At 64.8% G+C, this 25,377-nt stretch carries 24 protein-coding genes, 2 tRNA genes and 1 riboswitch; of the genes, 15 read left to right on the top strand and 11 right to left on the bottom strand.

All coding sequences use genetic code 11. The annotated features are described in order from the left end of the window. Positions 1–111: 111 nt before the first annotated feature. Entirely contained in the window at positions 112–1,938 is a 1,827-nt protein-coding gene (locus G6R19_RS19185; RefSeq protein ID WP_163167939.1) for a phosphoenolpyruvate carboxykinase (GTP), read from the bottom strand. 277 nt (positions 1,939–2,215) lie between these two features. Between G6R19_RS19185 and G6R19_RS19180 the strand changes: the two genes are divergently transcribed. From G6R19_RS19180 to G6R19_RS19155, 6 genes are all read left to right on the top strand, one after another. Then, positions 2,216–2,289: transfer RNA gene (locus G6R19_RS19180), tRNA-Arg, on the top strand. Between the two features lie 117 nt (positions 2,290–2,406). Beyond that, positions 2,407–3,861, top strand: a complete 1,455-nt coding sequence (locus G6R19_RS19175) for an NAD(P)/FAD-dependent oxidoreductase (RefSeq protein WP_163167938.1) — start codon at positions 2,407–2,409, stop codon at positions 3,859–3,861. A 70-nt stretch (positions 3,862–3,931) separates the two neighbouring features. Next, a complete protein-coding gene (locus G6R19_RS19170) occupies positions 3,932–4,642 on the top strand; it encodes an ABC transporter ATP-binding protein (protein WP_163167937.1) in 711 nt (236 codons plus the stop codon). Continuing rightward, positions 4,639–6,675, top strand: a complete 2,037-nt coding sequence (locus G6R19_RS19165; RefSeq protein ID WP_163167936.1) for a YhgE/Pip domain-containing protein — start codon at positions 4,639–4,641, stop codon at positions 6,673–6,675. The genes G6R19_RS19170 and G6R19_RS19165 overlap by 4 nt, the downstream gene beginning before the upstream one ends. After that, positions 6,672–7,310 (top strand): TetR/AcrR family transcriptional regulator, encoded by a 639-nt coding sequence (locus G6R19_RS19160; RefSeq protein ID WP_163167935.1) that lies wholly within the window; start codon positions 6,672–6,674, stop codon positions 7,308–7,310. Before G6R19_RS19165 ends, G6R19_RS19160 begins: the two co-directional genes overlap by 4 nt. Before the next feature lie 8 nt (positions 7,311–7,318). Then, a complete protein-coding gene (locus G6R19_RS19155; protein ID WP_163167934.1) occupies positions 7,319–7,993 on the top strand; it encodes a hypothetical protein in 675 nt (224 codons plus the stop codon). 5 nt (positions 7,994–7,998) lie between these two features. On the opposite strand, the gene G6R19_RS19150 is transcribed toward G6R19_RS19155, so the two are convergent. Together G6R19_RS19150 and G6R19_RS19145 are read right to left on the bottom strand one after the other, a co-directional pair. Next, the gene (locus G6R19_RS19150; RefSeq protein WP_163167933.1) at positions 7,999–8,526 is read right to left on the bottom strand and encodes a histidine phosphatase family protein; all 528 of its coding nucleotides are present in this window, start codon (positions 8,524–8,526) and stop codon (positions 7,999–8,001) included. Between the two features lie 49 nt (positions 8,527–8,575). Next, on the bottom strand, positions 8,576–9,442 hold the full coding sequence (locus G6R19_RS19145) for a winged helix family transcriptional regulator (RefSeq protein WP_163167932.1): 867 nt from the start codon (positions 9,440–9,442) through the stop codon (positions 8,576–8,578). A 714-nt stretch (positions 9,443–10,156) separates the two neighbouring features. On the opposite strand from G6R19_RS19145, the gene G6R19_RS19140 reads away from it, so the two are divergent. The 4 genes from G6R19_RS19140 (at position 10,157) to G6R19_RS19125 (ending at position 13,969) form a co-directional block, all read left to right on the top strand. Then, positions 10,157–10,897 (top strand): response regulator transcription factor, encoded by a 741-nt coding sequence (locus G6R19_RS19140; RefSeq protein WP_163167931.1) that lies wholly within the window; start codon positions 10,157–10,159, stop codon positions 10,895–10,897. A gap of 7 nt (positions 10,898–10,904) precedes the next feature. Next, positions 10,905–12,401, top strand: coding sequence for a HAMP domain-containing sensor histidine kinase (locus G6R19_RS19135; protein ID WP_163167930.1), 1,497 nt, complete (start codon positions 10,905–10,907; stop codon positions 12,399–12,401). A gap of 109 nt (positions 12,402–12,510) precedes the next feature. After that, a riboswitch (cyclic di-AMP (ydaO/yuaA leader) is annotated at positions 12,511–12,688 on the top strand. A gap of 5 nt (positions 12,689–12,693) precedes the next feature. Continuing rightward, positions 12,694–13,431: a hypothetical protein gene (locus G6R19_RS19130; protein ID WP_163167929.1), complete on the top strand. Its 738-nt coding sequence runs from the start codon at positions 12,694–12,696 to the stop codon at positions 13,429–13,431. A 94-nt stretch (positions 13,432–13,525) separates the two neighbouring features. Further along, positions 13,526–13,969, top strand: coding sequence for a YdeI/OmpD-associated family protein (locus G6R19_RS19125; RefSeq protein WP_163167927.1), 444 nt, complete (start codon positions 13,526–13,528; stop codon positions 13,967–13,969). Between the two features lie 50 nt (positions 13,970–14,019). Here G6R19_RS19125 and G6R19_RS19120 read toward each other — a convergent pair whose 3' ends face one another. The 4 genes from G6R19_RS19120 to G6R19_RS19105 all read right to left on the bottom strand — a co-directional run bounded on the left by G6R19_RS19120 (position 14,020) and on the right by G6R19_RS19105 (position 16,726). Beyond that, entirely contained in the window at positions 14,020–14,631 is a 612-nt protein-coding gene (locus G6R19_RS19120; RefSeq protein ID WP_346010091.1) for an HAD-IA family hydrolase, read from the bottom strand. Positions 14,632–14,708: 77 nt separating this feature from the next. Next, positions 14,709–15,083, bottom strand: a complete 375-nt coding sequence (locus tag G6R19_RS19115) for a VOC family protein (RefSeq protein WP_163167925.1) — start codon at positions 15,081–15,083, stop codon at positions 14,709–14,711. Positions 15,084–15,128: 45 nt separating this feature from the next. Next, the gene (upp, locus tag G6R19_RS19110) at positions 15,129–15,764 is read right to left on the bottom strand and encodes a uracil phosphoribosyltransferase (RefSeq protein WP_163167923.1); all 636 of its coding nucleotides are present in this window, start codon (positions 15,762–15,764) and stop codon (positions 15,129–15,131) included. 41 nt (positions 15,765–15,805) lie between these two features. Continuing rightward, a complete protein-coding gene (locus G6R19_RS19105; RefSeq protein WP_240341973.1) occupies positions 15,806–16,726 on the bottom strand; it encodes a phosphatase PAP2 family protein in 921 nt (306 codons plus the stop codon). Between the two features lie 61 nt (positions 16,727–16,787). Between G6R19_RS19105 and G6R19_RS19100 the strand changes: the two genes are divergently transcribed. After that, on the top strand, positions 16,788–17,294 hold the full coding sequence (locus tag G6R19_RS19100) for a nucleoside deaminase (RefSeq protein ID WP_163167921.1): 507 nt from the start codon (positions 16,788–16,790) through the stop codon (positions 17,292–17,294). Between the two features lie 33 nt (positions 17,295–17,327). Here G6R19_RS19100 and G6R19_RS19095 read toward each other — a convergent pair whose 3' ends face one another. The 4 genes from G6R19_RS19095 to G6R19_RS19080 form a co-directional block, all read right to left on the bottom strand. Then, positions 17,328–18,404, bottom strand: coding sequence for a glycosyltransferase family 4 protein (locus G6R19_RS19095; RefSeq protein ID WP_163167919.1), 1,077 nt, complete (start codon positions 18,402–18,404; stop codon positions 17,328–17,330). 2 nt (positions 18,405–18,406) lie between these two features. Then, a complete protein-coding gene (locus tag G6R19_RS19090) occupies positions 18,407–18,805 on the bottom strand; it encodes a 6-carboxytetrahydropterin synthase (protein WP_163167917.1) in 399 nt (132 codons plus the stop codon). A gap of 4 nt (positions 18,806–18,809) precedes the next feature. Beyond that, positions 18,810–19,901, bottom strand: a complete 1,092-nt coding sequence (locus G6R19_RS19085) for a zinc-binding alcohol dehydrogenase (RefSeq protein ID WP_163167916.1) — start codon at positions 19,899–19,901, stop codon at positions 18,810–18,812. Positions 19,902–20,000: 99 nt separating this feature from the next. Further along, positions 20,001–21,680, bottom strand: coding sequence for an HNH endonuclease signature motif containing protein (locus G6R19_RS19080; RefSeq protein WP_163167914.1), 1,680 nt, complete (start codon positions 21,678–21,680; stop codon positions 20,001–20,003). Positions 21,681–21,938: 258 nt separating this feature from the next. Here G6R19_RS19080 and G6R19_RS19075 point away from each other — a divergent pair. The 4 genes from G6R19_RS19075 to G6R19_RS19060 form a co-directional block, all read left to right on the top strand. Continuing rightward, a tRNA-Ser gene (locus G6R19_RS19075) sits at positions 21,939–22,028 on the top strand. 238 nt (positions 22,029–22,266) lie between these two features. Then, positions 22,267–23,865: a helix-turn-helix domain-containing protein gene (locus tag G6R19_RS19070; protein WP_163167912.1), complete on the top strand. Its 1,599-nt coding sequence runs from the start codon at positions 22,267–22,269 to the stop codon at positions 23,863–23,865. Further along, entirely contained in the window at positions 23,862–24,794 is a 933-nt protein-coding gene (locus G6R19_RS19065) for a glutaminase (RefSeq protein WP_163167910.1), read from the top strand. The genes G6R19_RS19070 and G6R19_RS19065 overlap by 4 nt, the downstream gene beginning before the upstream one ends. Positions 24,795–24,865: 71 nt before the next feature. Beyond that, positions 24,866–25,377: amino acid permease (locus tag G6R19_RS19060; protein WP_163167908.1), on the top strand; the 512-nt coding region annotated here is incomplete at its 3' end.

Below are 25,377 nucleotides of genomic sequence, written 5' to 3'. Positions count from 1 at the left end.
GGTCTGCATAGCTGGACAAAAACTCCGGGGAGGACGACGGCGGCCCCGCACCTTTCGTTGGAAAGGTGCGGGGCCGCGTTCGCACTTAAGACGCCGTTGTACTTAAGGGGTTCAGCCCAGCCGGGACTTCAGGCTGGTGAGCTCCGACTGCAGTGCGTCGGGGAGCGAGCTGCCGAAGTTGGCGAACCATTCTTCGATGGAGGCCAGTTCCGCCGCCCACTCCGTCGGGTCCACCTTGACTGCTTCCTCCACCTGGGCGGGGGTCATGTCCAGGCCTTCGAGATCGATCGAATCGCCGGTAGGCACGAAGCCGATCGGGGTCTCAACAGCATCCGCTTTACCCTCAAGGCGCTCGATGGCCCACTTGAGGACACGGGCGTTGTCGCCGAATCCGGGCCAGGCGAAGCCGCCCTCAGAGTTCCGCCGGAACCAGTTGACCAGGAAGATCTTGGGCAACCGCTCGGGGTTGGCCTTCGCTGAAAGGTTGACCCAGTGGTTCAGGTAGTCGCCTGCGTCGTAGCCGATGAAGGGCAGCATGGCCATGGGGTCGCGGCGCACCACGCCCACAGCGCCTGCAGCGGCAGCAGTGGTTTCGGAGGACAGCGTTGCGCCCATGAAGATGCCGTTTGACCAGCTGCGCGCCTCGGTGACCAAGGGGATGGTGGTCTTGCGCCGGCCACCGAACAGGATGGCGGAAAGCTCAACACCGTTGGGGCTGTGGTACTCCTCGGCGAGCATGTCGATCTGGTCGATCGGTGTGCAGAAGCGCGAGTTGGGGTGGGCAGCGGGCTTGTCGGAGTCGGGGGTCCAGGAGTTGCCCTGCCAGTCCGTGAGGTGGGCGGGAACTTCCTCGGTCATGCCCTCCCACCAGACGCCGCCGTCATCGGTCAGTGCCACGTTGGTGAAGATGCTGTTGCCCTTGGCGATGGCCCGCATGGCATTGGGGTTGGTGCCCCAACCCGTGCCCGGGGCAACGCCGAAGAGGCCTGCTTCAGGGTTGACGGCGCGAAGTTCGCCTTCCTTGCCGAACCGCATCCAGGTGATGTCGTCGCCGAGGGTTTCGACCTTCCAGCCCTTGATGGTGGGATCCAGCAGGGCAAGGTTGGTCTTGCCGCAGGCGGACGGGAAGGCAGCGGAGACGTAGTACGTCTTCTGCTCAGGCGAGGTGAGCTTGAGGATGAGCATGTGCTCGGCCAGCCAACCCTCGTCACGGGCCATGACGGAGGCGATGCGCAGGGCGTAGCACTTCTTGCCCAGCAGGGCGTTGCCGCCGTAACCCGAGCCGAAGGACCAGATGGACCGCTCTTCGGGGAAGTGGACAATCCATTTGTCCGGGTTGCAGGGCCACGGGACGTCTGCCTGGCCGGCCTCCAGCGGGGCACCCAGTGAGTGCAGCGCGGGGACGTAGAACGCGTTGGTTTCGGTGATGCGGTTCAGGACATCGGTACCGATCCGGGCCATGATGCGCATGGAAGCGACAACGTAGGCGCTGTCAGTGATCTCGACGCCGAACTTGGGGTCCTCGGCGTCGAGGTGGCCCATAACGAATGGAATGACGTACATGGTCCGGCCCCGCATGGACCCGGCGAACAGGCCGCGAAGCTTGTCCTTCATCTCGGCCGGCGCCATCCAGTTGTTCGTGAACCCGGCGTCGTGCTCCTTTTCGGAGCAAATGAAGGTCTGCTCCTCCACGCGTGCCACGTCAGCGGGATCGGAGAAAGCGGCGAAGGAATTAGGGAAGAGGTCCTGGTTCAGGCGCCTGAGGGTTCCTGCCGCGACCAGCTCGTCGGTAAGGCGGGTGTTCTCCTCTTCGGAGCCGTCAACCCAGTAGATCCGGTCCGGCTGCGTAAGCTCAGCAACCTCTTCGACCCATGCCAGCAGACCGGCATGTGTAGTGGGTGCATTCTCAAGCAGCGGCTTTTGCGCCAGATCGCCCATTTCGGTTCCCTTCCTCGGGTTCATCGGTGTGAGCTAAATGCTATGGTCCGGACCACCGGAGTTTTTGGGACGTATGCTGAGCATTTGGCGCAACAGAAATGCGTTTCCGCGGGAAATCAAGGAATTTGGCATGCAAATCCGAGGATTAAGTGACGAAGGTCACCTATACCGGTCTAGTCGTCGAGATTACACGCCTCCCGATTTGGCATCGTGGCCAACCCTCGCGTAAAGTAATTCGAGGTTCAGGGAGAGCGGTTCTTCTCCCCGGACACAAGATGCGCCCATAGCTCAGCTGGATAGAGCGTCTGTCTACGGAACAGAAGGTCAGGGGTTCGAATCCCTTTGGGCGCACAGATAAGGTCCGCACCGGTTCGCCGGTGCGGACCTTTTGTTTTGCGCCACGAAAGTGCCCACGTGGCGGATGCCCCCTCCAGCAGCAGGCCGGGATCCCGGGCGTAGGCTTTCCCCATGATGCCCGAGGCGATTTCGCGTGAATTTGATGTTGTGGTGATCGGCGCAGGCGCCGTGGGGGAAAACGTAGCTGACAGGGTGGTGCAGGGCGGCCTCACGGCCGTGCTGGTGGAAGCGGAGCTGGTGGGCGGCGAGTGTTCCTACTGGGCATGCATGCCGTCAAAAGCCCTGCTTCGCCCCGGCACGGCCCTCCACGGAGCCCAGACCGCACCGGGGGCCAAGGAAGCGGTGACGCGGACCCTGGATGCCGCGGCCGTCCTCAAGCGCCGGGACTACATGACGTCCAACTGGCAGGACGACGGGCAGGTCAAGTGGGTGGAGGACACAGGCATCGAACTGGTCCGGGGGCACGCGTGGCTGACTGGGCCCAAGTCGGTTGAAGTCGCCGGGCTCGACGGCAACCCGTACCAGCTTCACGCGCGTCATGCGGTAGTCCTGGCCACTGGTTCCGCACCCAACACTCCCCCAATCGAGGGACTCGAGGACGTGCAGGTATGGGGCACCCGGGAGGCCACCTCAGCCAAGGAAGTACCGCCACGGCTTGCAGTACTGGGGGGAGGGGTCGCCGGGACAGAACTGGCGCAGGCCTATGCCCGGCTGGGTTCTGCTGTGACGCTCGTGGCACGCAGCGGACTGCTCCGGGCCTTCCCGGCGGAGGCAGCAAACCTGGTCGCGGCCGGGCTCCGTGCCGACGGCGTGGAGATCCGGCTCAACACCACGGCGGAAAGCATCAGCGAGAACGACGACGGAACGCTGAGCCTGCAACTGGCTGACGGTTCCAGCGTGACCGCCGAAAAGGTCCTCGTGGCCACAGGCCGGCACCCCGCCCTGGAAGGCCTGGGGCTGGAGAGCGTGGGCTTCGAACCTGGCCAGGAGGGGCACCTCACCCTTCGCACGGACAATTCGGGGGTGGTGGAGGGAGCCCCCAGGGGAGAGCCCTGGCTTTATGCAGTGGGTGACGCCGCCGGCAAGAACCTCTACACGCACCAGGGAAAGTACGAGGCCCGCGCCACCGGAGACGCCATCGCCGCCCGGGCCAAGGGGGAATTGGCAGGCGCCGCCAGGGACTGGAGCCGTTTCGCGCAAACTGCCAACGAGCATGCTGTACCCAGTGTTGTCTTCACCGACCCTGAGCTGGCCACCGTCGGGCGCACCTTGGAAATCGCGCAGAAGGACGGCTACAACGCTTCCTCCGTTGAACTTCCCATCCAGGTAGCCGGATCTTCCCTGCACTCGGAGAACTACGAGGGGTGGGCGCAACTGGTGGTTGATGAGGACCGCAGGGTTCTCCTGGGAGCCACGTTCGCCGGGCCGGACGTGGCAGAACTCCTGCACGCGGCCACCATCGCGGTGGTGGGCGAAGTGCCGCTGGACCGGCTGTGGCATGCAGTTCCCTCCTACCCCACCATCAGCGAGGTCTGGCTGCGCCTGCTGGAGAAGTACGGGCTCTAGCGGTTCCTATTTGAACTGACTGGTCAGTTTGAATAGACTGGGTGCAAGACCACTACAGTGAAAGGCACCCTTGCTTCTTGCCCAGCAGCTCCATGTCCGCGGCCGCCGGGATCCCCTGCTCCCTGCGACCTCCCTCCAGGCACGCCGCGGGGAGTTGGTCCTTGCCTGCGGGGACCGGCAGGATCAGCGGACCGCGCTGGCCCTTGTGCTCAGCGGCCGGATGAAGGCCGATGGGGGCTTCATCAACTGGGATGGCAGCCGCGGCATCAAGGCACTCCGCACGGCCAGCGCTCTGGTTGACGCCCCGGGCGTCAACGAGCCTGAACCGCACCTGAGCGTGCGCGACCTCGTGACGGAGGACCTGGCCCTAATCCCCCGCCGGTACCGGGGTGCCCTGCTCAGCAGTCCGTGGCTCAAGGTCAACCGCTTTGAGGACATCGCCGACCTGTGGACTGAGCAGCTGGATCCTTCCCGCCGGCTGGAACTCCTGACGGCGCTGGCTTTGGCCAGCCCGCATACGGACTTGCTGGTGGTCGACTCACCGGACCGGCACACTACCGATCCCGGCAGCTGGCTGCCGCGCCTGGAGCAGCTGGCATCCGACGCCGGGCGGCCGCTGGCTGTCGTTGCGACGGTAGCTGCCCCTCCGCCGTCGTGGTCCGGACCGATCCTTGCGATTGGCAACGCTGTGCCCGGCGAACATGTTGCCGAGGCGGAAGCTGGAACGGAAAGCCCGGCGGCTACCCACGAACTCGAACTCGAAACCGAGGATGCGAAGTGACTGTACTGCGGCTGGCCCGCTCTGAACTCAAGCGGATGACGGGCGGGCTGCTGCCGAAGCTGACCATCCTCGCGTTGACCATGGTCCCGCTGCTGTACGGCGCCGTCTACCTCTACGCCAACTGGGATCCGTACGGCAACCTGGACCAGATCGACGCCGCGCTGGTAGTGGAGGACACCGGCGCCACCGCCGGCGACGGTTCTGAACTGCAGGCGGGCAGGGAAGTAGCGGACAGCCTGGTGGAGGGCAATGTCTTCCACTGGATCCCGGTAGCCGGCGGAGACGAGGCGGATGAGGGCGTCGCCAGCGGCAAGTACGCCTTCGCACTGAAAATACCCCAGGACTTTTCCGACCACCTCGTGTCCCCCGGCAGCTTTGACTCCGCCAGCCAGGCCATGCTCAACGTCACCACGAACGATGCCAACAACTATCTGCTGAGCACCATCGTGGACAAGCTGACCACCTCCGTACACAGCACCGTTGCTGCCGATGTCGGAGAAGAAACCGCCAACCAGTTGCTCACCGGATTCGGCACCATCCATACGCAGATGGTCAAGGCGTCCGACGGCGCCGGTCGCCTTGCGGACGGGGCGGCCACCCTGCGGGACGGGAGTGCGGCCCTTCATGACGGGACCGCTGGCCTGAGCAGCGGCGTTGATGAGCTTTACGCGGGCCAGCTCAAGCTGCGCGACGGCGCCAACGAGCTGACCGACGGCGCCGGCCAATTGAGCAGCGGGCTCTCCGTACTGAAGGACAAGACAGCCACGTTGCCCGGGGATTCCCGGACACTGGCAGCGGGTGCCGCGCAGGTGGCTGCCGGAAACGCCCAGCTGAACACCAAGGTCCAGGACGCCGCTGCCCAACTGGAGGCCGCTGACCAGGGACTTCGCACCCGGGTGGTGGAGTCGAACAACAGGCTGATCGCTTCCGGCGTCCTCACCCAGGCCCAGGCGGACAGCATTCTGGCCGACTTCGACTCGGTGGCCGCCTCCAACCCGGTGACAGCTGCCAAAACACAATTCCAGGCCGACGCCGCGCAAATCCAACAGCTGGCAGACGGAGCCGATGCCGTCAGCGTAGGTGCGGCACAACTGGCTGCCGGAACCCCGGCACTGAAAGAAGCGATTACACAGGCATCCGGAGGCGCTGACCGGCTGCACACCGGCGCAGCGACGCTCGCCACCGGAGAACAGTCAGCGGTGGATGGCACTGCAGCCCTGGCGGACGGGGCGCGCAAGCTCGACGCCGGCGCCGCGCAGCTCGAGGAAGGCGCAGGTACGGCCGCAGACGGTTCCCGAACCCTGGCCGACGAGATTGGCAGCGGTGCAGGACAGGTTCCACATCCCGACGCCGCCCAGAAGAGCAACCTGTCGCGGGTTATCGCAGATCCGGTGGCGGTCAGCAATGTCTCACAGGCGAAAGCCGGGTCCTACGGCGCCGGGCTGGCACCGTTCTTCCTCACCCTCGCTTTGTGGATCGGCATCTTTATGCTGATCCAGGCCATGCGGCCCCTGACGCAGCGGGCGCTGGCATCCAACGCCCGCTCCTGGAAAATCGCGGTGGGAGGATGGCTGCCCTTCCTGGCCGTCTCGGTGGTGCAGGCCACCCTCCTCACCCTGGTGGTCAACCTGGCCCTGGGCCTGGACGCCGCCCATCCCGTCCTGATGTGGCTCTTTATGCTGGCCGCAGCCATGGCTTTCAGTGCCCTCATCCAGGGAATCGTGGCACTGCTGGGCTCCCCCGGAAAACTCGTGGTCCTGATCCTGCTGGTCCTTCAGCTGGTTTCTTCCGGTGGCACCTTCCCCTGGCAGACCACACCACAACCCCTTCACGTGGTGCACCAGATCCTGCCCATGGGCTATGTGGTGACAGGGATGAGGCACCTGATTTACGGGGCCGACCTCTCGATGATCATCCCCACGGTGCTGGGACTCGCGGGGTATACGGCGCTGGGATTGGCCATGTCCACCCTGGCCGTGCGCAAGGGCAAATACTGGACGCTCAAGACGCTGAAACCGGAGATTGCAGTATGAGACCCGCGGAACCAGCGAAAAAACTCCGCCCTGCCAGGACGACAGCCACGCGGCAGAGACTCTTTGACGCTTCCATGGAGCTGATCGGCGAGCGTGGTGCTGCCGGTGTGACTGTTGACGAGATTGCAGCTGCTGCAGGCGTCTCCAAGGGAACGGTTTACTACAATTTCGGCAGCAAGTCCGACCTTATCGCGCAGCTGCTGCGGCATGGCGTGGATATCCTCAAGGCCCGTCTGATGGGGGCGCCGGACGGCGGGACGGGCCAGGATCCCTTGCTGGCAATGGAGGCGATGATTGGCCAGGCCATGGACTTCATGGCCGAGTACCCGTCCTTCGCCCGGCTTTGGGTGAGCGAGAACTGGCGTACGCCCAGCGAATGGCAGGGGACCTTTACGCTCCTGCGGGCAGAGCTCCTGGCGGTCATCAGTGAAGCGGTGGAAAACGTTGCCAAGGCCTACCCTGTGGATCCCTCCGTTTCGCGGGGCAGCCTGGAAACAGCCATTTTTGGAGCCTGCTTTGTGGTGGGGCTTGACCGGCAGACCTACAACCCGGAGCGCACCCGTAACCAAAGCGTTGCAGCAATCATGGCCATCATGCGCGGCTACGTAATCCAGCAGCCCGCTCCTCAGGGATGATGGTGGACATGCGGCACATGGGGAACAGCGGAAAATTCGCGGTCATCACAGGCATCGTGGCTGCCGGCCTGCTGGTCCTGACAGGCATGACGCTGGCGGAGCCCGTGTTCATGGCTTTCCTCGGCGTGCTGGGGCTCGCCTACCTTGCCTGCATCGTGGAGGTCCTGCGCCGCCGGCGCTTCGTTATGCTCGGCATTGCAGGCCTGTCCACCAGTTTCGCAGTGGCGGGGTCGCTGGCCTTCCTGAGCACGTGGGAGCTGGCCTTCACCGACGAGTCGTCGCTGTTTGGCACCCCGTTGCCCACCTCGGATCCGGACAATTACTTCTTCCTGGCCGCGCTCTCCGCACTGACCGCCCTGGCGGCACTGTTCACGGGGGCCATGTGGCCGGGACGCCGGCGCACCCAAGGCAGCGCCTCCCGGGCTGCCGGCGTCCGGACCGCTGCGCGCGGCAGCAGCAACGCCGCGAGGAGTGCTCCGACACGGCAGGCCGGCGCAGCGCAGCCGCGCACCCCGTCCGGGGCGCGGGCGCAAGTGCGGCAGCCGACGTCGTCCGCCCGGCAGGCGTCCCAGGGACAGTCATCCCAGGGACCAGGCGCGGCGAGGCAGGGCGCCGCCAGGCAAAGTGCCACAAAACAAAGTTCCGCAAAGCTGCCTCAGGGCCGCGCAGCAACGAGGAAATAGCTGCGCTAATGCGCCCGCGGCACCTTGAATTTGGTGATCCGTGCGTCCTGTCCGTCCAGCTCAGCCCAGGACTTTTCCGTTTCGAGGACGGTGAGCGCGTTGGTGGGGTACCTCGTTGCGGCGTCCATGTAGGCATCGTGGTCGGAATCGCGTGAGGCGAGGTGCATGGCAAGGTCCTGTACCCCTGGCAGGTGCGCTATCAGCATCAGCGTGGTGACGGTATCGGGCACGTGGTTGACCACGGTAAGCATGCGCAGGGCGGACGAAGCGTAGAGGCCGTCTTCGAGCTTGGGCGTGGGCGCCTTGTCCCCCAGTTCAGAACATACCCACGTGCAGGTCTGGCGGGTCCTCAGCGCGCTTGAGCACAGGATGAAGTCAGGCACGATGTTGTGCTTGAGCAGCCAGCGTCCTGCAAGCGGCGCCTCCCGGTGGCCCCGCTCTTCCAGCGGCCGCTCGTGATCAGCCACGCCACCGGGCCAATCGGCCTTGGCATGGCGCATGATCACAAGGCGTCGAAGATGGTGCTGGCTCATGGCCCAAGCCTAAGGCACCGCCCACATGCCTCCTGCGTGCCTCTGAGTGCTAGATCGAGTATTCCGGAGCGGCCCAGACAACAACCTCGGGGTGCTCGTAGAACCGGTAGCCCTGGCCGCGGACGGTGCGCACCGTGTTGGCGAGGCGGCCAAGCTTGGACCGGAGACGGCGGATGTGGACATCAATGGTGCGCTCGTTGGGCACCTCTTCGGCGTTGCGCCACAGGCCCTCGAGCAGTTCGTCACGGCCAACAGTGCGCGTGCCGTTTTCCACGAGGTAGTTGAGGAGTTCAAACTCCTTGAAAGTCAGGTTCAGGGATTCACCGTCCAGGTGCACTTCGCGGCGTGCAAGGTCGATCAGGACGCCGGAGGGGCGCGGCTCCTGCGGCTGCTGCGGCCGCGGGCTTTCGGTGCGCTGGCGGGTGTTGACGGTGGGGTCACCGAAGGTGGAGCGGACGACGTCGAGTGCTGAGCCGGGCGTGCCCGCAGGGGCGACGGCGACGGCGGCGTAGCTTTCGGCTCCCGATACCAGGGACTGGGCGTAAGCGCGGATCTCCTGGGCGAGCTTGGCGATGGAGGTGCCTGCGGCGGCTGCGGTTTCCTCGTCGATCCCCATGTAGAGAACAAATCCACGGGCCACGGTGTCGCTGGCCACGGGGCGGACCTGGTTGGGCCCGGCAACTACCGGAGTGGGAGCAGTGACCGGCGCCGACTCGGCCGGCGGAACGGCGCGGAGTTGGCCGTAGGAGTTGGGGTTATAGCCCTGGGGGCCGTATCCCGAGCCAGGAAAGCTGCTTCCGGACGTGGCGGGAGCGAGCGCCGTGCGTGGTCCGAAGCCGGGGCGGAGGCCGGAAGGCTGGCCACCCTTGGCGGCGTTACGGACAGAAATGTGGACGTATCCGGATGCAACTGACATGTATTGCTTACCTCAATGTGAATGGCCGTCATCGCGGCTCGAATGCTGGGTTCCCCGCAATGTAGCTGGGGAGGGACGCCCGACGCTGGGCTGGGGGCGTATGCCGACGAACTTCGAGGGGTGGGAAGATCAGGCGTACATTCGACAACAGCGCATGTAGGCAGCAGCGGATGTGCTGGGCCAATAGTCTGCGGCTGCAGGTGCTGTTGAGTTCTTGTTCACAATGGAAGTGTGCAGCGTAACAATGCGAACTTGCAAGTAACAATGGACGCTTCCGTCCGCATTATGAGACAAAAGCGCTTGATGTGGCACAGATCACGATTCTGGACAATGGTCAGATTGCTGATCATTGTCCCGCTTTCAGGGCGTGAAAACCACCACTGGTGAACTTAATTCGTCCATTGCTCCAGCAGCCGCCCTTTTCTTCAGTTGGACGGGGAATGCCGAAATTGCCCTCCTTGTGCGCCCCGCCTGTCCAGTGGGAGCCGGAGCTGGAGAAGAAAAAATCGCACCTCCTCCGCTGTAAGGCCAACTCTGCAGGGCACCCGACTGCCCAGCTTCCCGTCGACCGCCGCTGACCGGGCAGCAGCCGCCGGGCAGCAGCCGCCCCTTCCGCCGCCCGCCGTTACCTGCCCAGCTGGCTAGGCTGGTATTCACAGCTGAGGCACAGGAAGCCCATAGCCCCGGCTAAACGACTGATCGGAGAGTTGTTCCATGGCCACTTCGCACTCCATGACCAACAACCTCCCCCAGCTTTCCCACCCCGACGGCTCCCCCATCCGCGCCCTGGTGGTCGACGACGAGCCAAGCCTTTCGGAGCTGATGAGCATGGGCCTGCGCATGGCCGGCTGGTCGGTGGCGGTGGCGGCCGACGGCCCGGAAGCAGTGAAACTGGCCAAGGACTTCCGTCCCGACGTCCTGGTCCTTGATGTGATGCTGCCGGGGTTCGACGGCGTCGAGCTGCTGGGAAGGATCCGCACGTTCGCGCCCGAGGTACCCGCTCTCTTCCTCACTGCCAAGGACGCGGTCCAGGACCGGATCGTGGGATTGGCGGCCGGTGGCGACGACTACGTCACCAAACCGTTCAGCATGGAGGAAGTCCTGCTTCGGCTGCACCGCCTGGTCCAGCGCTCCGGAGTTGCCGCTATGGACACGGCCGAATTGGTGGTAGGGGACCTCGTCCTCAACGTCGATACCCGGGAAGTGACCCGGGCCGGGGCGGAGGTCCAGCTCACGGCCACGCAGTTCGAACTGCTCCGCTACCTTATGGAGAATCCCAAGCGCGTGATCAGCAAGGCACAGATCCTGGACCGCGTGTGGGACTACGACTTTGGTGGCCAGGCCAACATTGTGGAGCTCTACATCTCGTACCTGCGCAAGAAGGTGGACGCAGTTCACCCGCCCATGATCCACACCGTGCGCGGCGCCGGGTACGTCATCAAGCCTGCCGAGTAGTCGCACCATGGCGTCACACCAGGCAGCCGATCCCCACCGCCGGAGCTGGCTCAAACCCGGCACCTGGCACTTGCGTACCCGCCTCATCCTCCTGGCCATGGCCCTGCTCATCGCCATCTGCGGTGCCGTGGGCGTTGCCAGCTATGCTTCCATGGATGCGTTCCTGACCCGCCAGCTGGATGAACAGCTGAGCCAGGCTGCAGACCGGTCCAACAATCCGGGCCGCCCTCCCATGGGCGGCTTCAACGGACGGGACCCCCTGGACGCCCGCGGCCAAAGCGTGGGAACCATGAACGCGCGCATCCTGAACGGCCAGGTGAACAGTGGAGGATTCCTCACCTCGGACACCACGCGTTCTGCGCTGACCGCCGAGGACAAGCAGACGCTGCTGGCACTGGCGGCAGACGTGGAGCCCGTGGACCGTAGCCTTTCAAACGGTGACTACCGGCTGGTAGCGGTGAAAACGAACTTCGGTGATGTCCTGGTCACCGGGCTCCCCCTCGCTGCCAAAGAAAGCACGCTTGCCTCCCTCGTGTGGACCTTTGTGGTCGTCTCGCTTGGCGGGTTGCTCTTGATCGGATTAGTGGGCACGGTCCTGATCCGACGCACGATGAAACCTCTCGAGCAGCTGTCGGAGGTTGCCACCCGGGTTTCGCAGCTTCCCCTGGATGCCGGCGAGGTGGCACTCGCGGTGCGGGTGCCGCCGTCGAACTCCAATCCGGGAACGGAAGTAGGCAGCGTCGGTCACGCGCTCAACCTCATGCTGGATAACGTGGCGAACGCGCTGCAGGCGCGGCAGAAGAGCGAAACAAAGGTGCGACAGTTTGTGGCCGACGCCTCCCACGAGCTGCGTACTCCCCTGACCGCCATCCGCGGCTACACCGAATTGATGAGGATGACGGAGGACTTCACCCCCGACGGCCAAAAGTCCCTTGCCCGTGTACAGAGCCAGTCAGAGCGGATGACCGCCTTGGTGGAAGACCTGCTGCTGCTGGCCCGGCTCGATGAGGGCCAGCCGCTGAAGCTCAGCGAGGTGGACCTTACGCAGCTGGTGGTGGAAAGCGTCAGTGATGAAAAGGTGATGGCGCCGGGCCACAACTGGCGGCTGGAACTTCCAGATGAGCCCGTGGTGGTCACCGGTGACGCCTCCCAGCTGCGCCAGGTGCTGATGAACCTGCTCTCCAACGCGCGCAAACACACCCCTGCCGGCACCACTGTTGTTTCCGGCGTTGGAAAGACGGCGGGAGGTGCCGCGCTGATAACGGTAACGGACGACGGCGGCGGAATCCCGGCGGAGTTTGTGGACCATGTTTTTTCGCGCTTCGCCCGCGCAGACGCGGCCCGGAAGGGCGCGGGAGATGAGGCGGGGGCTGCAGCAGCCGAAGGCACCAGCGGCCTGGGGTTGTCCATCGTGGAATCCATCGTGGAGGCCCACGGCGGAAGGGTAACGGTGACATCACGACCAGGGCGCACAGAGTTCGCCTTACAGCTCCCCTTGCGGTGACGCTAGCGGCAAGGCGACGCGCCGCCGTCGTGATCTCTGTTACCAAAATGTGACTTACGCGCTGCATTCCTGTACCGTCGATTGGGTGCAGCTCGTGTTCGAGCCGCATATCCGGATGACGCCAAGCTCTGCCACTTCCCGGATTCCCTTTGAACAAAGGCAGAGGCGGGGGACCCACCGTCCCGGGCACTGATTGCCCTTGGGGTTAAGCCAGCACGTGATCTTTCCGTGTGGCCGGATGCCCTCATCCGAACCCGACAGCTAACTCCGCAGGTGTGAGAGGCGATCCATCATGTTCAAAATCCTGGCAAAACCACGTCCGAAAACCGATTCCGCACCGCACGCTGGAGCGGAAACCGGCAAAATCCCTTCCTTCGGAAAGCGCGCGGCCGTTGTTGCCGCATCCTGCGCACTCCTCGTTGGAGTGGGAGCTGCGGGACAGGCTACAGAAACCAGTATCCGTGTAGCGGCCACTGAGACACAGGCCGCCCAGGCGCAGTCGAACCTCAGCATCGAGAAGAGCGAGATTACCTCTAATCCCGCGCCTGAGCCCGCCGCTCCGGAGATAGCTGTAGCCCCGCAGGCGGCCGAGCCCGCCCCTGCGCCGGCTCCCGAACCTGCACCGGCACCCGCTCCTGAGCCGGCTCCGGCCCCAGCGCCCGAGCCTGCTCCCGAACCTGCTCCGGCCCCAGCGCCCGAGCCTGCGCCCGTCGTCGCGGTCAACGATCCCGCAGGCGCCCAGGCGTACGCCGCTGGCCAGCTCGCGAACTACGGCTGGGCTCCTGACCAGATGCAGTGCCTGGTAACCCTGTGGGACAAGGAATCGGATTGGACCACCACGGCCACCAACCCGAGCAGCGGCGCCTACGGCATCGTGCAGTCCCTGCCCGCCGAGAAGATGGCCAGCGCCGGTGCGGACTACCTCACCAACTACCGCACGCAGATCAACTGGGGCCTGAATTACATCCAGGAGCGTTACCAGTCCCCGTGTGGTGCGCTGAACTTCCACCTGTCGAATAACTGGTACTAAGCAGTCCTGGCACACCCGGTGCTGCAACACGCGGGCGGCGTACTAAACGCCGCGCACCTTTTGAAGGACCGGGGCGCCCGGCATACTGTGGTCCATGAAGTTCACTACCACCATCCAGGGCAGCGGCAATAAAACCGGCATCGTAGTCCCCGAGCAGGTTGTTTCGGAGCTGGGAGCTGGCAAGCGGCCGCCTGTGGTGGTCAGCATCAACGGCAAAAGCTATCGCAGCAGCATCGCAGTGATGGGCGGGCAAAACCTGATATCGCTGAGCGCAGCCAACAAGGAGTTTGTTGGCGTCGAAGCCGGAGACACCGTTGACGTGGACGTGGAACTGGACACGCAGCCCCGGATTGTTGAGGTCCCTGAGGATCTTGCCGCTGCAATGGCTGCGGAGCCGGCGGCGCAGGAGTTCTACGCGACCCTGAGCTACAGCGCCCAGCGGCGGTACGTGGAGCCGCTGGGCGAAGCCAAAACTCCCGAGACCCGGTCGCGACGCATTGCCAAAGTGGTGGAGGACCTCAAAGCCGGAAAGAAATGACCGTCCGGCCCTCCTCGTCCTTGTCCACGCGGGCGGCGATGGCACTGTAATCAGGAATGTGCAGGACCCCCCGCCGGAAGCGGACCGGTGTTCCGCCCCACGGCTACGGTTGGGATACCGGCGGCCACGCCGGCCGCAATGCCGGCGGGAGCGTCTTCAAACACCACGGCGTCGGAGGGATCCACGCCAAGACCGGCAGCGGCCTTCAGGTATCCCTCGGGATCCGGTTTGCCCCGGGTCACCAGCTCGGCCGTCACCACGGTGGCCGGCATGGCAAGCCCCGCTGCAGCCATCCGGATGTCAGCAAGGACCCGGTCAGCTGATGTCACCAGCGCCACGGCGTCCGCCGGCAGGGAGGCCAGCAGCCGGGCGGCTCCGGGCAGCGGCAGGATGCCCTCGGTCCGGACCCGTTCCATGGCACCGAGTTCCGCTGTCAGCGCCAGCACGTCCGCCCCTGGCGGCGCGAAACGCCTGACGGTATCGCCGGCTTGGACCCCGTGCGACGTCCGGAGTATCTCCTCGATGTCCAGCCCGTAGCGCGCCGCGAACTCACCCCACACCTGTTCCACCACTGCCGTGGAGTCCACCAGGGTGCCGTCCATGTCGAAGAGGACGGCGCGGCAGGTCAGGGTCCGGACAGCAGCCGGCATGGAGGCGTTCACGGTCCCCATTGTGCCTCAGGCTCTGCGTTCGGGGATCACTGCTGCGCCTCCCGGATCCCGTTGCCGCTTACGGCATGTCAGGCGCCGCGGCCGGGGATGTACTGGACCGCCCACCTGTTGCCGTCGGGATCGGCGAAGTACACAAAGTGGCCCCAGTCCTGCACATCCACATCGCTGACGTCCACTCCGTTGCTTTTGAGCTGCTGGTGGGCGGCATTAATGTCGCTGACCACCAGTTGAAGGTTGGAGCCGGTACCGGGAGGCGCCTCCGTAAGCCCGTCGCCAATACAGATTGAACAGGCGGAGCCGGGAGGCGTCAGCTGGACAAAGCGGATGGAGTCCGTGGGCCGCTCATCAAAGTCGGCAACAAAGCCCACCTTGTTGACGTAGAAGTCCTTGGCGCGGTCCACATCGGACACAGGGACGTACACAAGTTCGAGTTTCCAGTCCATCCGCACAGGCTAACGGCGGGAGGCGGAATGAAAAAGGCTTGAGGACTACCCTGCGATGCCGTAAAGGCGATCGCCCGCATCCCCCAGCCCTGGAACGATGTATGACTTCTCGTTGAGCTTTTCGTCGATGGAGGCCAGGACTATGGTCACGTTGGCATCGGAGAGTTCCTCCTCCAGCTTGGCCAAACCTTCCGGGGCGGCCAGGAGGCAGATGCAGGTCACGTCTGAAGCGCCGCGCTTGAAGAGGAACTTGATGGCCTCGCGCAGGGTTCCGCCTGTGGCCAGCATGGGGTCCAGGACGAAGATCTGCCGGTCCGTGAGGTTCTCGGGGAGGCGCTCGGCATAGGTGATGATGTCCAGGGTTTCCTCGTCCCGGGCCATTCCCAGGAAGCCGACTTCAGCGGTGGGAACGAGCTTGGTCATGCCCTCGAGCATGCCCAGGCCGGCCCGCAGGATGGGGACCACCAGCGGGGTTGGCTTGGTGAACGCCGTACCTACAGTGGTGCTGACGGGCGTTTCTATGGTGACAGGTTCTGTGCGGACCTCGCGGGTGGCCTCGTAGGCAAGGAGCGTCACCAGCTCCTCCGTCAGCTGCCGGAAGACCGGGGACGGGGTGTTCTTGTCCCGCAGGACAGTGAGCTTATGGGCGACCAGCGGGTGGTCCACAACGAGAGTGCGCATGGGTCAAAACTATCACCCGGCCGCTGGGCCTTTTCCTGCCGTTAGCCTCCTGCACCCGTCCGTGAGGAACCGCCGTCGCTCCCACGGAACGTGCCGCCGTCGGACGCTCCCGCGGTGCCGCCGTCGTTCCTTTCGGAGGTGCCGGCGGTCCCTCGCGAGGAGCCGGCGTCGCGCTGTCCGGAGGTGCCCGCGCTGTTTGTGAGAGGGTCCCCGCTGTGGTCCTCGCGGAGGACCGGGTGCTCGAAGGTGGGTGCCGGACCGGCATGTTCCCGCTTCCGGACCAGGTGGAACAGCCGGTGGGCCAGGATCACCATGCACACCCATGCCAGCCCCAGGAACCATCCCGCCATCACATCGGTCATCCAGTGATGCCCCAGGAACACCCTGCTCAAGCCCATGGCGATGATGAAAATTGCCCCGGCGGTGATGGCAGTGATTCTTGCCCAGAGCATCTGGAACTGAAGGCACATGATGTACACCAGGACGCCGATCACCACTGTTGTATTCAGGGTGTGGCCGCTGGGGAATGATGGCGTGGTCTCGAAGGGCGGTACTGCTTCGGAGTGGTCCGGGCGGGTCCTGCCCACCAGGCGCTTGCCCAGCGTGGTGGCGGTGGTGGAAACAAGGGCTGCGCCGCCCACCAGGACGATGGGGCGCCAGGTCCGGCTCAGGAGTGTCAGCCAGGCCGTGAGGATGCTTGCGAGGATTGGCATACCGATCCCGCCGCCTACGTTCGTGAAGGCGGTAGCGAAGGCATCCACTTCGGGGTTCCGCAAGGATTGTGAATATTCCAATGCAGGAATATCGAGGCTTGTCAGTCCTTCCTCGTCCACCACGTCCGAGTACACCTCGGCTCCCAGCAGGGCCATGGTGAGCACCAGCGCACCGCCGATGATCATCGTCAGCCACAGGGCGGCATAGGGCTTGATCCACTTGTCCATGCGGTCTCGGACGGTGCTCATTGTGCCTCCCGGCGGATATACGTCACGGGCTCTGGGTATCCTTCGAAACTATCATTGAGCCATGGTCTCCGCAGATAGCAAATACGATGCCTGGATGGGCCTCGCCCTCGCGGAGGCGCGCCGTGCCCTTGCCACGGAGGACGTGCCGATCGGCGCCGTGGTGTTAGGGCCCGACGGCGCCGTGCTCGGTTCCGGCCGGAACCAGCGTGAGGAGCTGGGCGACCCCACCGCACACGCCGAAGTGGTTGCGATCCGGGAGGCGGCGGCGCGCTTGCGGGACCTGCGATTGGCCGACGGCGGGAGCGGAGATGGTTGGCGGCTGGCCGACTGCACGTTGGTGGTGACCCTCGAGCCCTGCGCGATGTGTGCCGGTGCAATTGTCCTTGCACGGATTCCCCGGGTGGTTTTCGGCGCCTGGGACGAGAAGGCCGGCGCAGCAGGATCCGTGTTCGACGTGTTGCGCGAGCGCCGTCTGAATCACTGGGTTGAGGTCTACGCCGGGGTGCGTGAAGCCGAGTGCGGCGGGCTGCTGCGTGACTTCTTTGTGGGGCACCGTAGCCGGCTGTAGGTGCTTGTGCTTGTTCCGGTCCGCGTGGAAACTTTAGCCACGAAGGATGTCCAGCACGTGCGCAGCCGTCTGCTCCCACCCCGGCAGGCGGTTCCTCGTCCCAAGCGCGGCTGCCCGCCAAGTGTCCCTGGTTGCTCCGTCCTGCAGCCAACGCCGCAGGACCTCTGCCAGCAGGGCAGGGTTTTTTGGGTCAGCATCGGACGGAAAAGCTACGGCAGTTCCGGGAAGGTGGGCGCCCGACCGCTTTCCCGACTCCATTCCAGGCGCGGCAAAACTCAGGGCTTCGACGGCGCCTGTTCCCTGGCGGACAACCACGGGAATGCCGTGAGCGAGCGACTCCGTCACTACCATGCCGAAGGCCTCAGCCTGAGACACCAGGACGCTCAGGTCTGCGCGGTTCCATTCGTCCTCGAGCGCCCGGCCTTTCAGCTCACGGGTTAGCCGCACCCGGTTTCCCAGCCGGTGCGCGGCGACCGCGGCCCGTACGGCGGCTGCGTATTCCGGGTCCGCCCGGTCCGATCCCACCAGTGATGCTGTCCACTCGAGTTCCTGGATCCGTGCCAGTGCTTCAATGGCCAGCAACTGGTACTTGTTCGGCAGGAGTGCGGCTACGGTGATGATGTGCGGCGGAATGGATCCCTGGGCCACGGGTGCGGGGTCTGTACCGGGCAGGGCCACCCGAAGCCCGGAAAGGCCGTGGCGGGCTTCGAGGGTGGCGGACGCCCAACTGCTGGTACAGATCACTCCCGATGCCGCGCGCAGGGCCCGTGCCTCCAGTTCGTGGCGCGATGGGGCCGGCATGTGCACCAGCACCCAGGCCTCCTGCCGGGCTTTGGCCGCGAACTCCAGTTCGTCCGGCGCACCCATGGCGATCAGCCCGTCCACTAGGGTCACGACGGACCCGTGTTGGCGCTCCGGCTCCCACGCGCCCAGCAAGCTGCCCAGCCGGCGTCGTTCTTTTGCAGTGGACTCCGGCCAGGAGCCTTCAACTGCCACTACATCCACGTCCACGCCCAGGGCCCGCAGAGCCTGTACCAGGCGCGCGTTGTACACGTTGCCGCCGGAGTTATGCCGGATGTTGGCAGGAACGAGGAGCCGGATGGCGCGCATGGTCAGGCGGCGGAGAGGTCCAGCGAGTACGTGGCCCAGGCGTCCGGATTTTCGCGCAGGGTGACGTCGATGCCCGCAAGTTCGCGGCCGTCGTCGGTGTCCTTGATCTTGCCGGCAACCGACTGTGCGACGTACTCCGCAAGCGCCTCGGTAGTGCTGAGCTTTCCCTGGAAGTCAGGGTGCTCGTCCAGGTTGCGGTAGTTCAAGCCCGACAGCACCTCCTCGATAATGCTGCCGGCGGCGCCGATGTCCAGCACGATCGCGTCGTCGTTGAGCGTCCGACGGCGGAAGGCCACCTCCGCGACGAAGGTGGCCCCGTGCAGGGCCTGGGCGGGGCCGAAAGCCTCCCGCGGAAGGCTGTGGGCGATCATGAAGTGGCGTCGGACGGTCAGGCTGAACAATGGGCTACCTCTGCTCTTCGCGGGTGGGTTCCTGGGCGTGCTGATCCTCGGGGTACTGGTCTTGCCGGTCTTCGGCTTGGGGGTTTTCGGCTTGCGGGTTTTCGGCTTGGGGGTATTCGATGACGTGGCACAGCGCATCCAGCGTGCCGTCAGCGAGCCCCTGAACAATCTCGGGCAGTTCGGTGAACGGCGACGAACCTGTCACAAACGCGTCGAACACCGGATCGGTCAGCAGGGATACGGCGAGGTCCAGGCGGTCAGCGTTGGTCCTGCGGTGGCGCCGGGCACGTGCCACCACTCCTACCTGGCTGGCGCGGATTGAGAGCCGGCGGGCGTGGAAGTCCTCGCCCAGCGGCAGTGTGACTTCCCGGTTGGCGTACCAGGACATTTCGATCACATCGCCTTCATCGCCGGCGAGCTGGAGGCTGCGCTCGAGGCCTTCCTGGGATGCCGAGCAGTGGAACACCACGTCGCAGTCATCCAGGGCGTCATCCGGGTGGGTGAATTCGACGCCAAGGGCGTCCGCCAGCTGCTTCCGGCCCGGGTCCACGTCTACGAGCTGAAGCCGCTGCAGTGGGAAGGTCCTTAGCAGGGTGGCAACCATGCCGCCCACCAGGCCGGCACCCACCACGGCTACTCTGTCTCCCAGCCGCGGGCCGGCCTCCCACAGGGCATTCACTGCCGTTTCCACCGTTCCGGTGAGGACAGCACGTTGCGAAGGGACGGCGTCGGGAATTTTGGTGAGGGCATCAAGGGGCAGCACGTATCGGTCCTGGTGCGGATTCAGGCAGAACACCCGCTGGCCTATCCACTCTGCCGGCCCCTTCTCCACGACTCCCACCGACAGGTAGCCGAACTTCACTGGCCCCGGGAACTGGCCCTCCTGATGCGGGGCCCGCATCTCCTTGGCGACGCGTGGCGGGACCAAGCCGTGGTGGACCACCATCTCGGTGCCCTTGCTGATGCCGGAGTAGAGGGCCCGGACCAGCACTTCGCCGGGACCGGGCCCCGCCAGCTCCTCCGACCGGAGCTCGCCGTGCTCCCGGGTTGTGGTCCAGTAGGCAGTTGCATGGATGGGCGCGCGTGAATTAGTCATCTTGCTGATGAATCTAGCTGCCTGCGTTCGCCGGGGAAAGTTTGACGGCCTCATCCCCGCATTGGAGCGCTTGGCGAAGGCTCGCTCCACCAAAAGCTGCTAGGTCAGTCCCAGCTCCCAGTCCCTGAACGGGTCTTTGGGCAAAACGATCGGCGCGGCATAGAAGTCTTCCCAAAGAGGGTCCTCAGCCGGAAGATCGTCCGGGTCCAGGAAGTTGTCACCCGGAGGTTCCTCCAGTGGGGGCTCCAGAAATAGAGCGTCTTCAGCAGGGCAGCCGTGAGTGCTGGGCATGGCTGCGTCTCCAATGCTTTTCGGCCAGTGGGGTGGTTCCCATTCCTGGTGTTCGCTTTTGTAGTGCCGGCCGGTGGGTGAGGTCCAGCCGGGCGGTTCATTTTTGGTGGGCGGGGTGGGTTTCCAGCCGCCGGTGTGCCGGAGTTTGTGGTGTTTTGGACAGGGCTGTCCCAGGTTTGATATTCCGGTTGTGCCGCCTTTGTGCCAGGCGAGGATGTGGTCCGCTTCGTTGTCCAGGGAGTTGTTGTTGCAGCCGGGGAACGGGCATTTACCGTCCCGCAGCTGCAGCCAGTTCCGCATCGCTTTGGTCAGCCGGTAGCTGGTGCGGCCTATCTCCAGTGGCGCCCCGTCCCGCGGATCCACCAGCACCCGGTAAAACGAGTCCGCCCCATTGGCGACGAGGTTCCGGGCCATTGAGGCGGGGATGGGGCCGGACCCGTCCAGCATCGCCGGTTCATCGGTCAGGCCCAGCAGCGAGAACACCGGCACCGTGACCAGGACCTGCGCCCGAATCGAAGATCCCTTCCCGGGACCGGTGCCCTCCCCGCCGGCGTCGCCGGTGCTGTTGGCACTGTTGGCCCCGCCGTTGCTGGGACTGTTTCCGGCGCCGGTGCTGGTGTTTCCGGCGCTGATCCCGGGCCCGGTATCCAGAAGCGCTGAAGTGTAGTTGTCGGCCCGGAGTTGGGTGAGGGTGCGGGGTTCGTCCGGTCCCTGCATGTCCCGGGAGATTGTGGTGAGCCGGTCCCAGATCGCAGACGCCTGGTCCGCGGGCAGGCACGCGGCGATCCAGCCCATCCCGTCACTGTCCGGCCAGAACTCGACCCGCCGGTCCGCCACACTCCTGGCGTGCCGCTTCTCCAGGCTCTCCGGGTGATGGCGTTCCCGCCACTGCCTGGCCTTGGCTTTGAACCGGTACGCCGGCATCTCCCCGACCGCGGCGGCCGCGGCGGGTCTCGGCACGTCCGGGTCCAGGAAGTGCGCCTCCAACGCCGCCGCCCCGGCAGCATCAAGGCTCGCGGTCTGGTCCACCATGGTCCGGGCATGCGCCCAGGAAATCGTCCCGGCCTGCAGTGCCGCCAGGGTCCGCGGCAGGGAAGTGGTCAGGGCATGGGAGTCGGCGAGCAGGGCACCGGCGGCCCGGTCACCCATCGCCAGCACACACCCCACCTCAGCCACAAGGCTCCGCTCCTGCGCCGTGGCCTCATAGGGCGACGAAACAGGAGCGTTCAGCGCTTTCGTGGCCGCAGCAAACACCGCCACCGCCTCCGCTTTCACCGCCGCCAGCTTCGCTTCCCCCCGCCCCACCGCGGCAAGAACATCCAAAGCCCCATCAGCAACCCGCTGCAACGGATCATTGAACTCAACCGCGGACCCGGGATCAGCGCCACCAGATGCAGCAGTATCGTCGGCAGTGAGCACCGCAGCAAACGCAGCGACAGCAGCGACAAGGGCCGCCTCCGCCTGTGCCACTGCCGGTTTCGTATCCATGCACCAATCCTCTTGCAAGGGTCTGACATTCCGGGCCCCAAAAGCGGATGCCCCCAAAAAAATTCTTCAAACTTTTTTCGCGCACCTCCTCAAACCGCACGGATGAAAACCGTTCATCGTTCAGGGGCGCTCCAGTCATGCTCCCCCCACTATCATTCGCGGCAGAAAGAAAAGGAGGAAAACCGAAGATGGGCGAAGGCGCTCTCCGATGATCCCGTTTTGGGGATGGGCCCCTCGCTCCGGTACCCTATTGAGGTTGGTGACGTGTCCGAGCGGCCGAAGGTGCAACACTCGAAATGTTGTTTGGTGTAAAAGCCAACGTGGGTTCAAATCCCACCGTCACCGCCATGTGAAAAGACCCCTGCTTCATGTTTACCGGGAAGCAGGGGTCTTTTGTTTGGCGCAAGTGGTTGCCGCGCCGCTGAACCGCTTCCCGGCCTACGGCAAGATCCCCACCCCTGGCTTGGAATGCCAACCGAAAAACTGCCTCCCCCTTTGGGTCTCCTTCCAATTTTTGGATGATCGGAGCTGGATACCATGATCTGACCGGACAGAGCCGTCCGGCCCGATCGACGCGAAGGAAACCATGGCCGCGGTTACGGTGGACGATATCCTCTCGGATCTCCCCCTGGGGTTCGCCAGCCTCATCCTCCGGCCCGCTCCTACCGGTTCCGCCATCGAGCGTTTCCTTATCGTGGATGCTGACGATGCTGCACCCGACGGCGGCGCTGCTTTGGTCCTGCTGATCGGCGTCCGCGGGCGGTCGGCGTTGCCCGCGTTGCGGCGGCTCCTGCAGAACCCGCCACCGGTAGTCGCCGTAAAGGGAACCCGGGAAGAGCTCTCCGAAGCCGAAGAACTGCTGCGCGACGCCGGGACGGGCCTGCTCCTGGTGAACCCTGCAGCTGACTGGGACCGGCTGTTGTCCATCGCCCAGGACCGGATCCAGCCGCGCAGCTATCAGAGTGAAGTGCTGACGCTGCTGGAGGAAGACCTGTTTGCCATCGCCCAAACCACTGCGCGGCTTACATCCAGCCACGTGCTCATCGAAGACGCCGCCAACAAGGTGCTTGCGTACTCCACTGTCTCGAACGACATTGACGAACTGCGCAAAGCCTCCATCCTGGCCCGCCGCGGCCCGCGGAAATACGAGCTGCTGCTGAAGGACCTCGGCGCCTACCGGGAGCTGCACCGAACACGGCTGCCCGTCAGGGTGCCGGCCCGCCCCCAGGACGGGTTGCGGGAACGGGTGGCCATCACGCTTTTCGCCGGAGACCGGATTATGGGCTACATCTGGCTCCAGGAAACCGGTGCCGGCTTTGGCCCCGACGTGGATCATGTGCTGAAGGGGTCGGCCGCCCGGACCGCAGCAGAGTTGATCAGGTACCGCAACCAGCAGTCCGTACACATGCGCGAAGACCGCGTCGCGCGGATCCTGTCGGGGCCTGCGGAAGCCGCAGCCAGCGCGCACAGCGAGAAGATTCCGGCTGAGCGCCCTGCCGCGCTGATCCTGATCGGCATCTCCGATGCCGAAGCGCAGGCCGACGACGCCGCACTGAAGCACGGCGAACTCGCCAACCTGGCCTCCATCCATGCGGCTGCCTTCAAGGCCTCCGCCGTCGTCGGGCAGTTCAAGGGCGATACCGCCGTGATTGTTCCCGGCCTGCAATCCACTGCGACGGAGTCGGGGCTGCGGAGCCTGGCCGAGGCCATCGTCCGCGACGCTGCCAAACACCTGGGCATCAGCCCGTTTGCGGCTGTGGGCCCGTTGGTACCGGACCTGCTGTCCATCCACTCAATCACCAGCATCACTGAAGCGCTGCTGAGCTGCGTAGGCACCTCTCCCGACACGTCCGTGGCCACAGTGGACGACTTCGAGGGAGAAATCCTTTTCCGCGAGGCAGTCCACAATTTCACATCCTCAACCTTCCGCCACCGCGGCCTTTCCACCCTGTTGCAGGAGGACCTCGAACTCGCGGAAACCCTGCGGGCGTACTTCGACGCCTCGCTCGATGTCGCTGAATGCGCCCAGCGGATGGGACTGCATAAGAACACGGTCTACTACCGGATCAGCAAAGCCTCCCGGGTCACAGGGCTGGATTTCGGCAACCCGCGGGACTCACTGGTGGCCTTGCTCCATATCCAGGAATGGGCCGGAACGTCCAAAGAACATTCAGGCAGGAAATGAAAACAGCACTTGAGGCGCCGCCGCTCGGCCCCATCCTCGACGACCTCGTCCGCTACCACAGGCCGCAGCGTGAAAGGGGATCTGTCCCCGCCAACATCCCGTTCCTGGCAGCGGTCCCCTTCGATAAATTCGGGATAGCCGTTGCCACGACCTCCGGCAATGTATTCAGTTCGGGCGACGCGGACGTCCCGTTCTCGATCCAGAGCATCTCGAAGGTCTTCACCCTGGCAATGGCCCTTGGGGGCGATAAATCCGGAACACTGTGGTCCCGGGTCCTGCGCGAACCCTCCGGTACCTCGTTCAACTCCCTCGTCCAGCTGGAAGTGGAGCACGGCATCCCGCGGAACCCATTCATCAACGCCGGCGCGCTGGTGGTCACGGACCACCTGATGGAAGAAACGTCCGACGCCGCCACGCAGCTGTTGCGGTTCCTCACCTTGGAGGCGGGCAGCGCCGGGCCGTTCATCGATGAGGGCGCGGCCGCCAGCGAGCTATCCAGCAGCAGCCGCAATTTGGCGCTGGCGCACTTCCTGAAAGACTTCGGCAACCTGAAGCAGCCGGCTGAATCAGTGGTGGAAAACTATGTCCGCCAGTGCTCCATCATGATGACCTGCACTGAACTCGCCCAGGCAGGGCTCTTCCTGGCCAAGGAAGGACCGGGAAGGCTTGGGGCTGTCCTGTCCCCGAGCGACGCGAAACGCATCGGCTCCATCATGCTGACATGCGGCATGTACGACGCCGCCGGAGAGTTCGCCTACCGTGTAGGCCTTCCCGGCAAAAGCGGTGTGGGCGGCGGCATCCTGGTCATCGTTCCGGGTGAATGCGCCATTTCCGTATGGAGTCCTCGGCTGGACGCCAAGGGAAACTCACTAGCCGGCACTGCCGCCCTCGCCGACCTTTCCGACCGTACCGGCTGGTCCGTTTTCTGACCTGCGCCACTGGGCCCACCACTACTTCTTTCCCACCCAGTCAGATCTTCACCGGATCGAAAGGATCACCCATGCCCATCAACCCCAATGACGAGGTTGTACTGATACAGGCCGACGGCGGCCATGCCCATGCTTCTGAGTCGGCGCTGCATGCCGAGGACAAGGGCTACCACAAGAACCTCAAGCCCAGGCAGATCCAGATGATCGCGATCGGCGGTGCGATCGGTACCGGCCTGTTCCTGGGTGCCGGCGGCCGGCTCAACGCCGCGGGCCCGTCCCTGGTCATCGCGTACGCCGTGTGCGGGTTCTTCGCGTTCCTGATCCTGCGCGCCCTGGGCGAACTCGTCCTCCACCGCCCCTCCTCAGGGTCCTTCGTCTCCTACGCCCGGGAATTCTTCGGCGAAAAAGCAGCGTTCGTCTCCGGCTGGTTCTACTGGATCAACTGGGCCACCACCACCATCGTGGACATCACCGCCGCGGCCCTGTACATGAACTTCTTCGGCAACTACATCCCCTGGATGGCCGCCGTCCCGCAATGGGCCTGGGCCCTGATCGCCCTCGTCGTCGTCCTGGCCCTGAACCT

This window comes from Arthrobacter sp. Alg241-R88, from assembly GCF_900537115.1.
In the GTDB taxonomy this organism is placed as follows: domain Bacteria; phylum Actinomycetota; class Actinomycetes; order Actinomycetales; family Micrococcaceae; genus Arthrobacter.
Note: the sequence above shows the minus strand (reverse complement) of the source record. Positions and strands in the feature narration are given on the sequence as shown.

Coding starts and splice junctions, on each gene's coding strand:
- G6R19_RS19080 (WP_163167914.1), bottom strand. CDS start 21,680: ATGGATACGAAACCGGCAGTGGCACAGGCGGAGGCGGCCCTTGTCGCT.
- G6R19_RS19115 (WP_163167925.1), bottom strand. CDS start 15,083: ATGGACTGGAAACTCGAACTTGTGTACGTCCCTGTGTCCGATGTGGAC.
- G6R19_RS19085 (WP_163167916.1), bottom strand. CDS start 19,901: ATGACTAATTCACGCGCGCCCATCCATGCAACTGCCTACTGGACCACA.
- G6R19_RS19070 (WP_163167912.1), top strand. CDS start 22,267: ATGGCCGCGGTTACGGTGGACGATATCCTCTCGGATCTCCCCCTGGGG.
- G6R19_RS19100 (WP_163167921.1), top strand. CDS start 16,788: ATGGTCTCCGCAGATAGCAAATACGATGCCTGGATGGGCCTCGCCCTC.
- G6R19_RS19150 (WP_163167933.1), bottom strand. CDS start 8,526: ATGAGCCAGCACCATCTTCGACGCCTTGTGATCATGCGCCATGCCAAG.
- G6R19_RS19175 (WP_163167938.1), top strand. CDS start 2,407: ATGATGCCCGAGGCGATTTCGCGTGAATTTGATGTTGTGGTGATCGGC.
- G6R19_RS19125 (WP_163167927.1), top strand. CDS start 13,526: ATGAAGTTCACTACCACCATCCAGGGCAGCGGCAATAAAACCGGCATC.
- G6R19_RS19065 (WP_163167910.1), top strand. CDS start 23,862: ATGAAAACAGCACTTGAGGCGCCGCCGCTCGGCCCCATCCTCGACGAC.
- G6R19_RS19130 (WP_163167929.1), top strand. CDS start 12,694: ATGTTCAAAATCCTGGCAAAACCACGTCCGAAAACCGATTCCGCACCG.
- G6R19_RS19105 (WP_240341973.1), bottom strand. CDS start 16,726: ATGAGCACCGTCCGAGACCGCATGGACAAGTGGATCAAGCCCTATGCC.
- G6R19_RS19135 (WP_163167930.1), top strand. CDS start 10,905: ATGGCGTCACACCAGGCAGCCGATCCCCACCGCCGGAGCTGGCTCAAA.
- G6R19_RS19155 (WP_163167934.1), top strand. CDS start 7,319: ATGCGGCACATGGGGAACAGCGGAAAATTCGCGGTCATCACAGGCATC.
- G6R19_RS19145 (WP_163167932.1), bottom strand. CDS start 9,442: ATGTCAGTTGCATCCGGATACGTCCACATTTCTGTCCGTAACGCCGCC.
- upp (WP_163167923.1), bottom strand. CDS start 15,764: ATGCGCACTCTCGTTGTGGACCACCCGCTGGTCGCCCATAAGCTCACT.
- G6R19_RS19095 (WP_163167919.1), bottom strand. CDS start 18,404: ATGCGCGCCATCCGGCTCCTCGTTCCTGCCAACATCCGGCATAACTCC.
- G6R19_RS19185 (WP_163167939.1), bottom strand. CDS start 1,938: ATGGGCGATCTGGCGCAAAAGCCGCTGCTTGAGAATGCACCCACTACA.
- G6R19_RS19160 (WP_163167935.1), top strand. CDS start 6,672: ATGAGACCCGCGGAACCAGCGAAAAAACTCCGCCCTGCCAGGACGACA.
- G6R19_RS19140 (WP_163167931.1), top strand. CDS start 10,157: ATGGCCACTTCGCACTCCATGACCAACAACCTCCCCCAGCTTTCCCAC.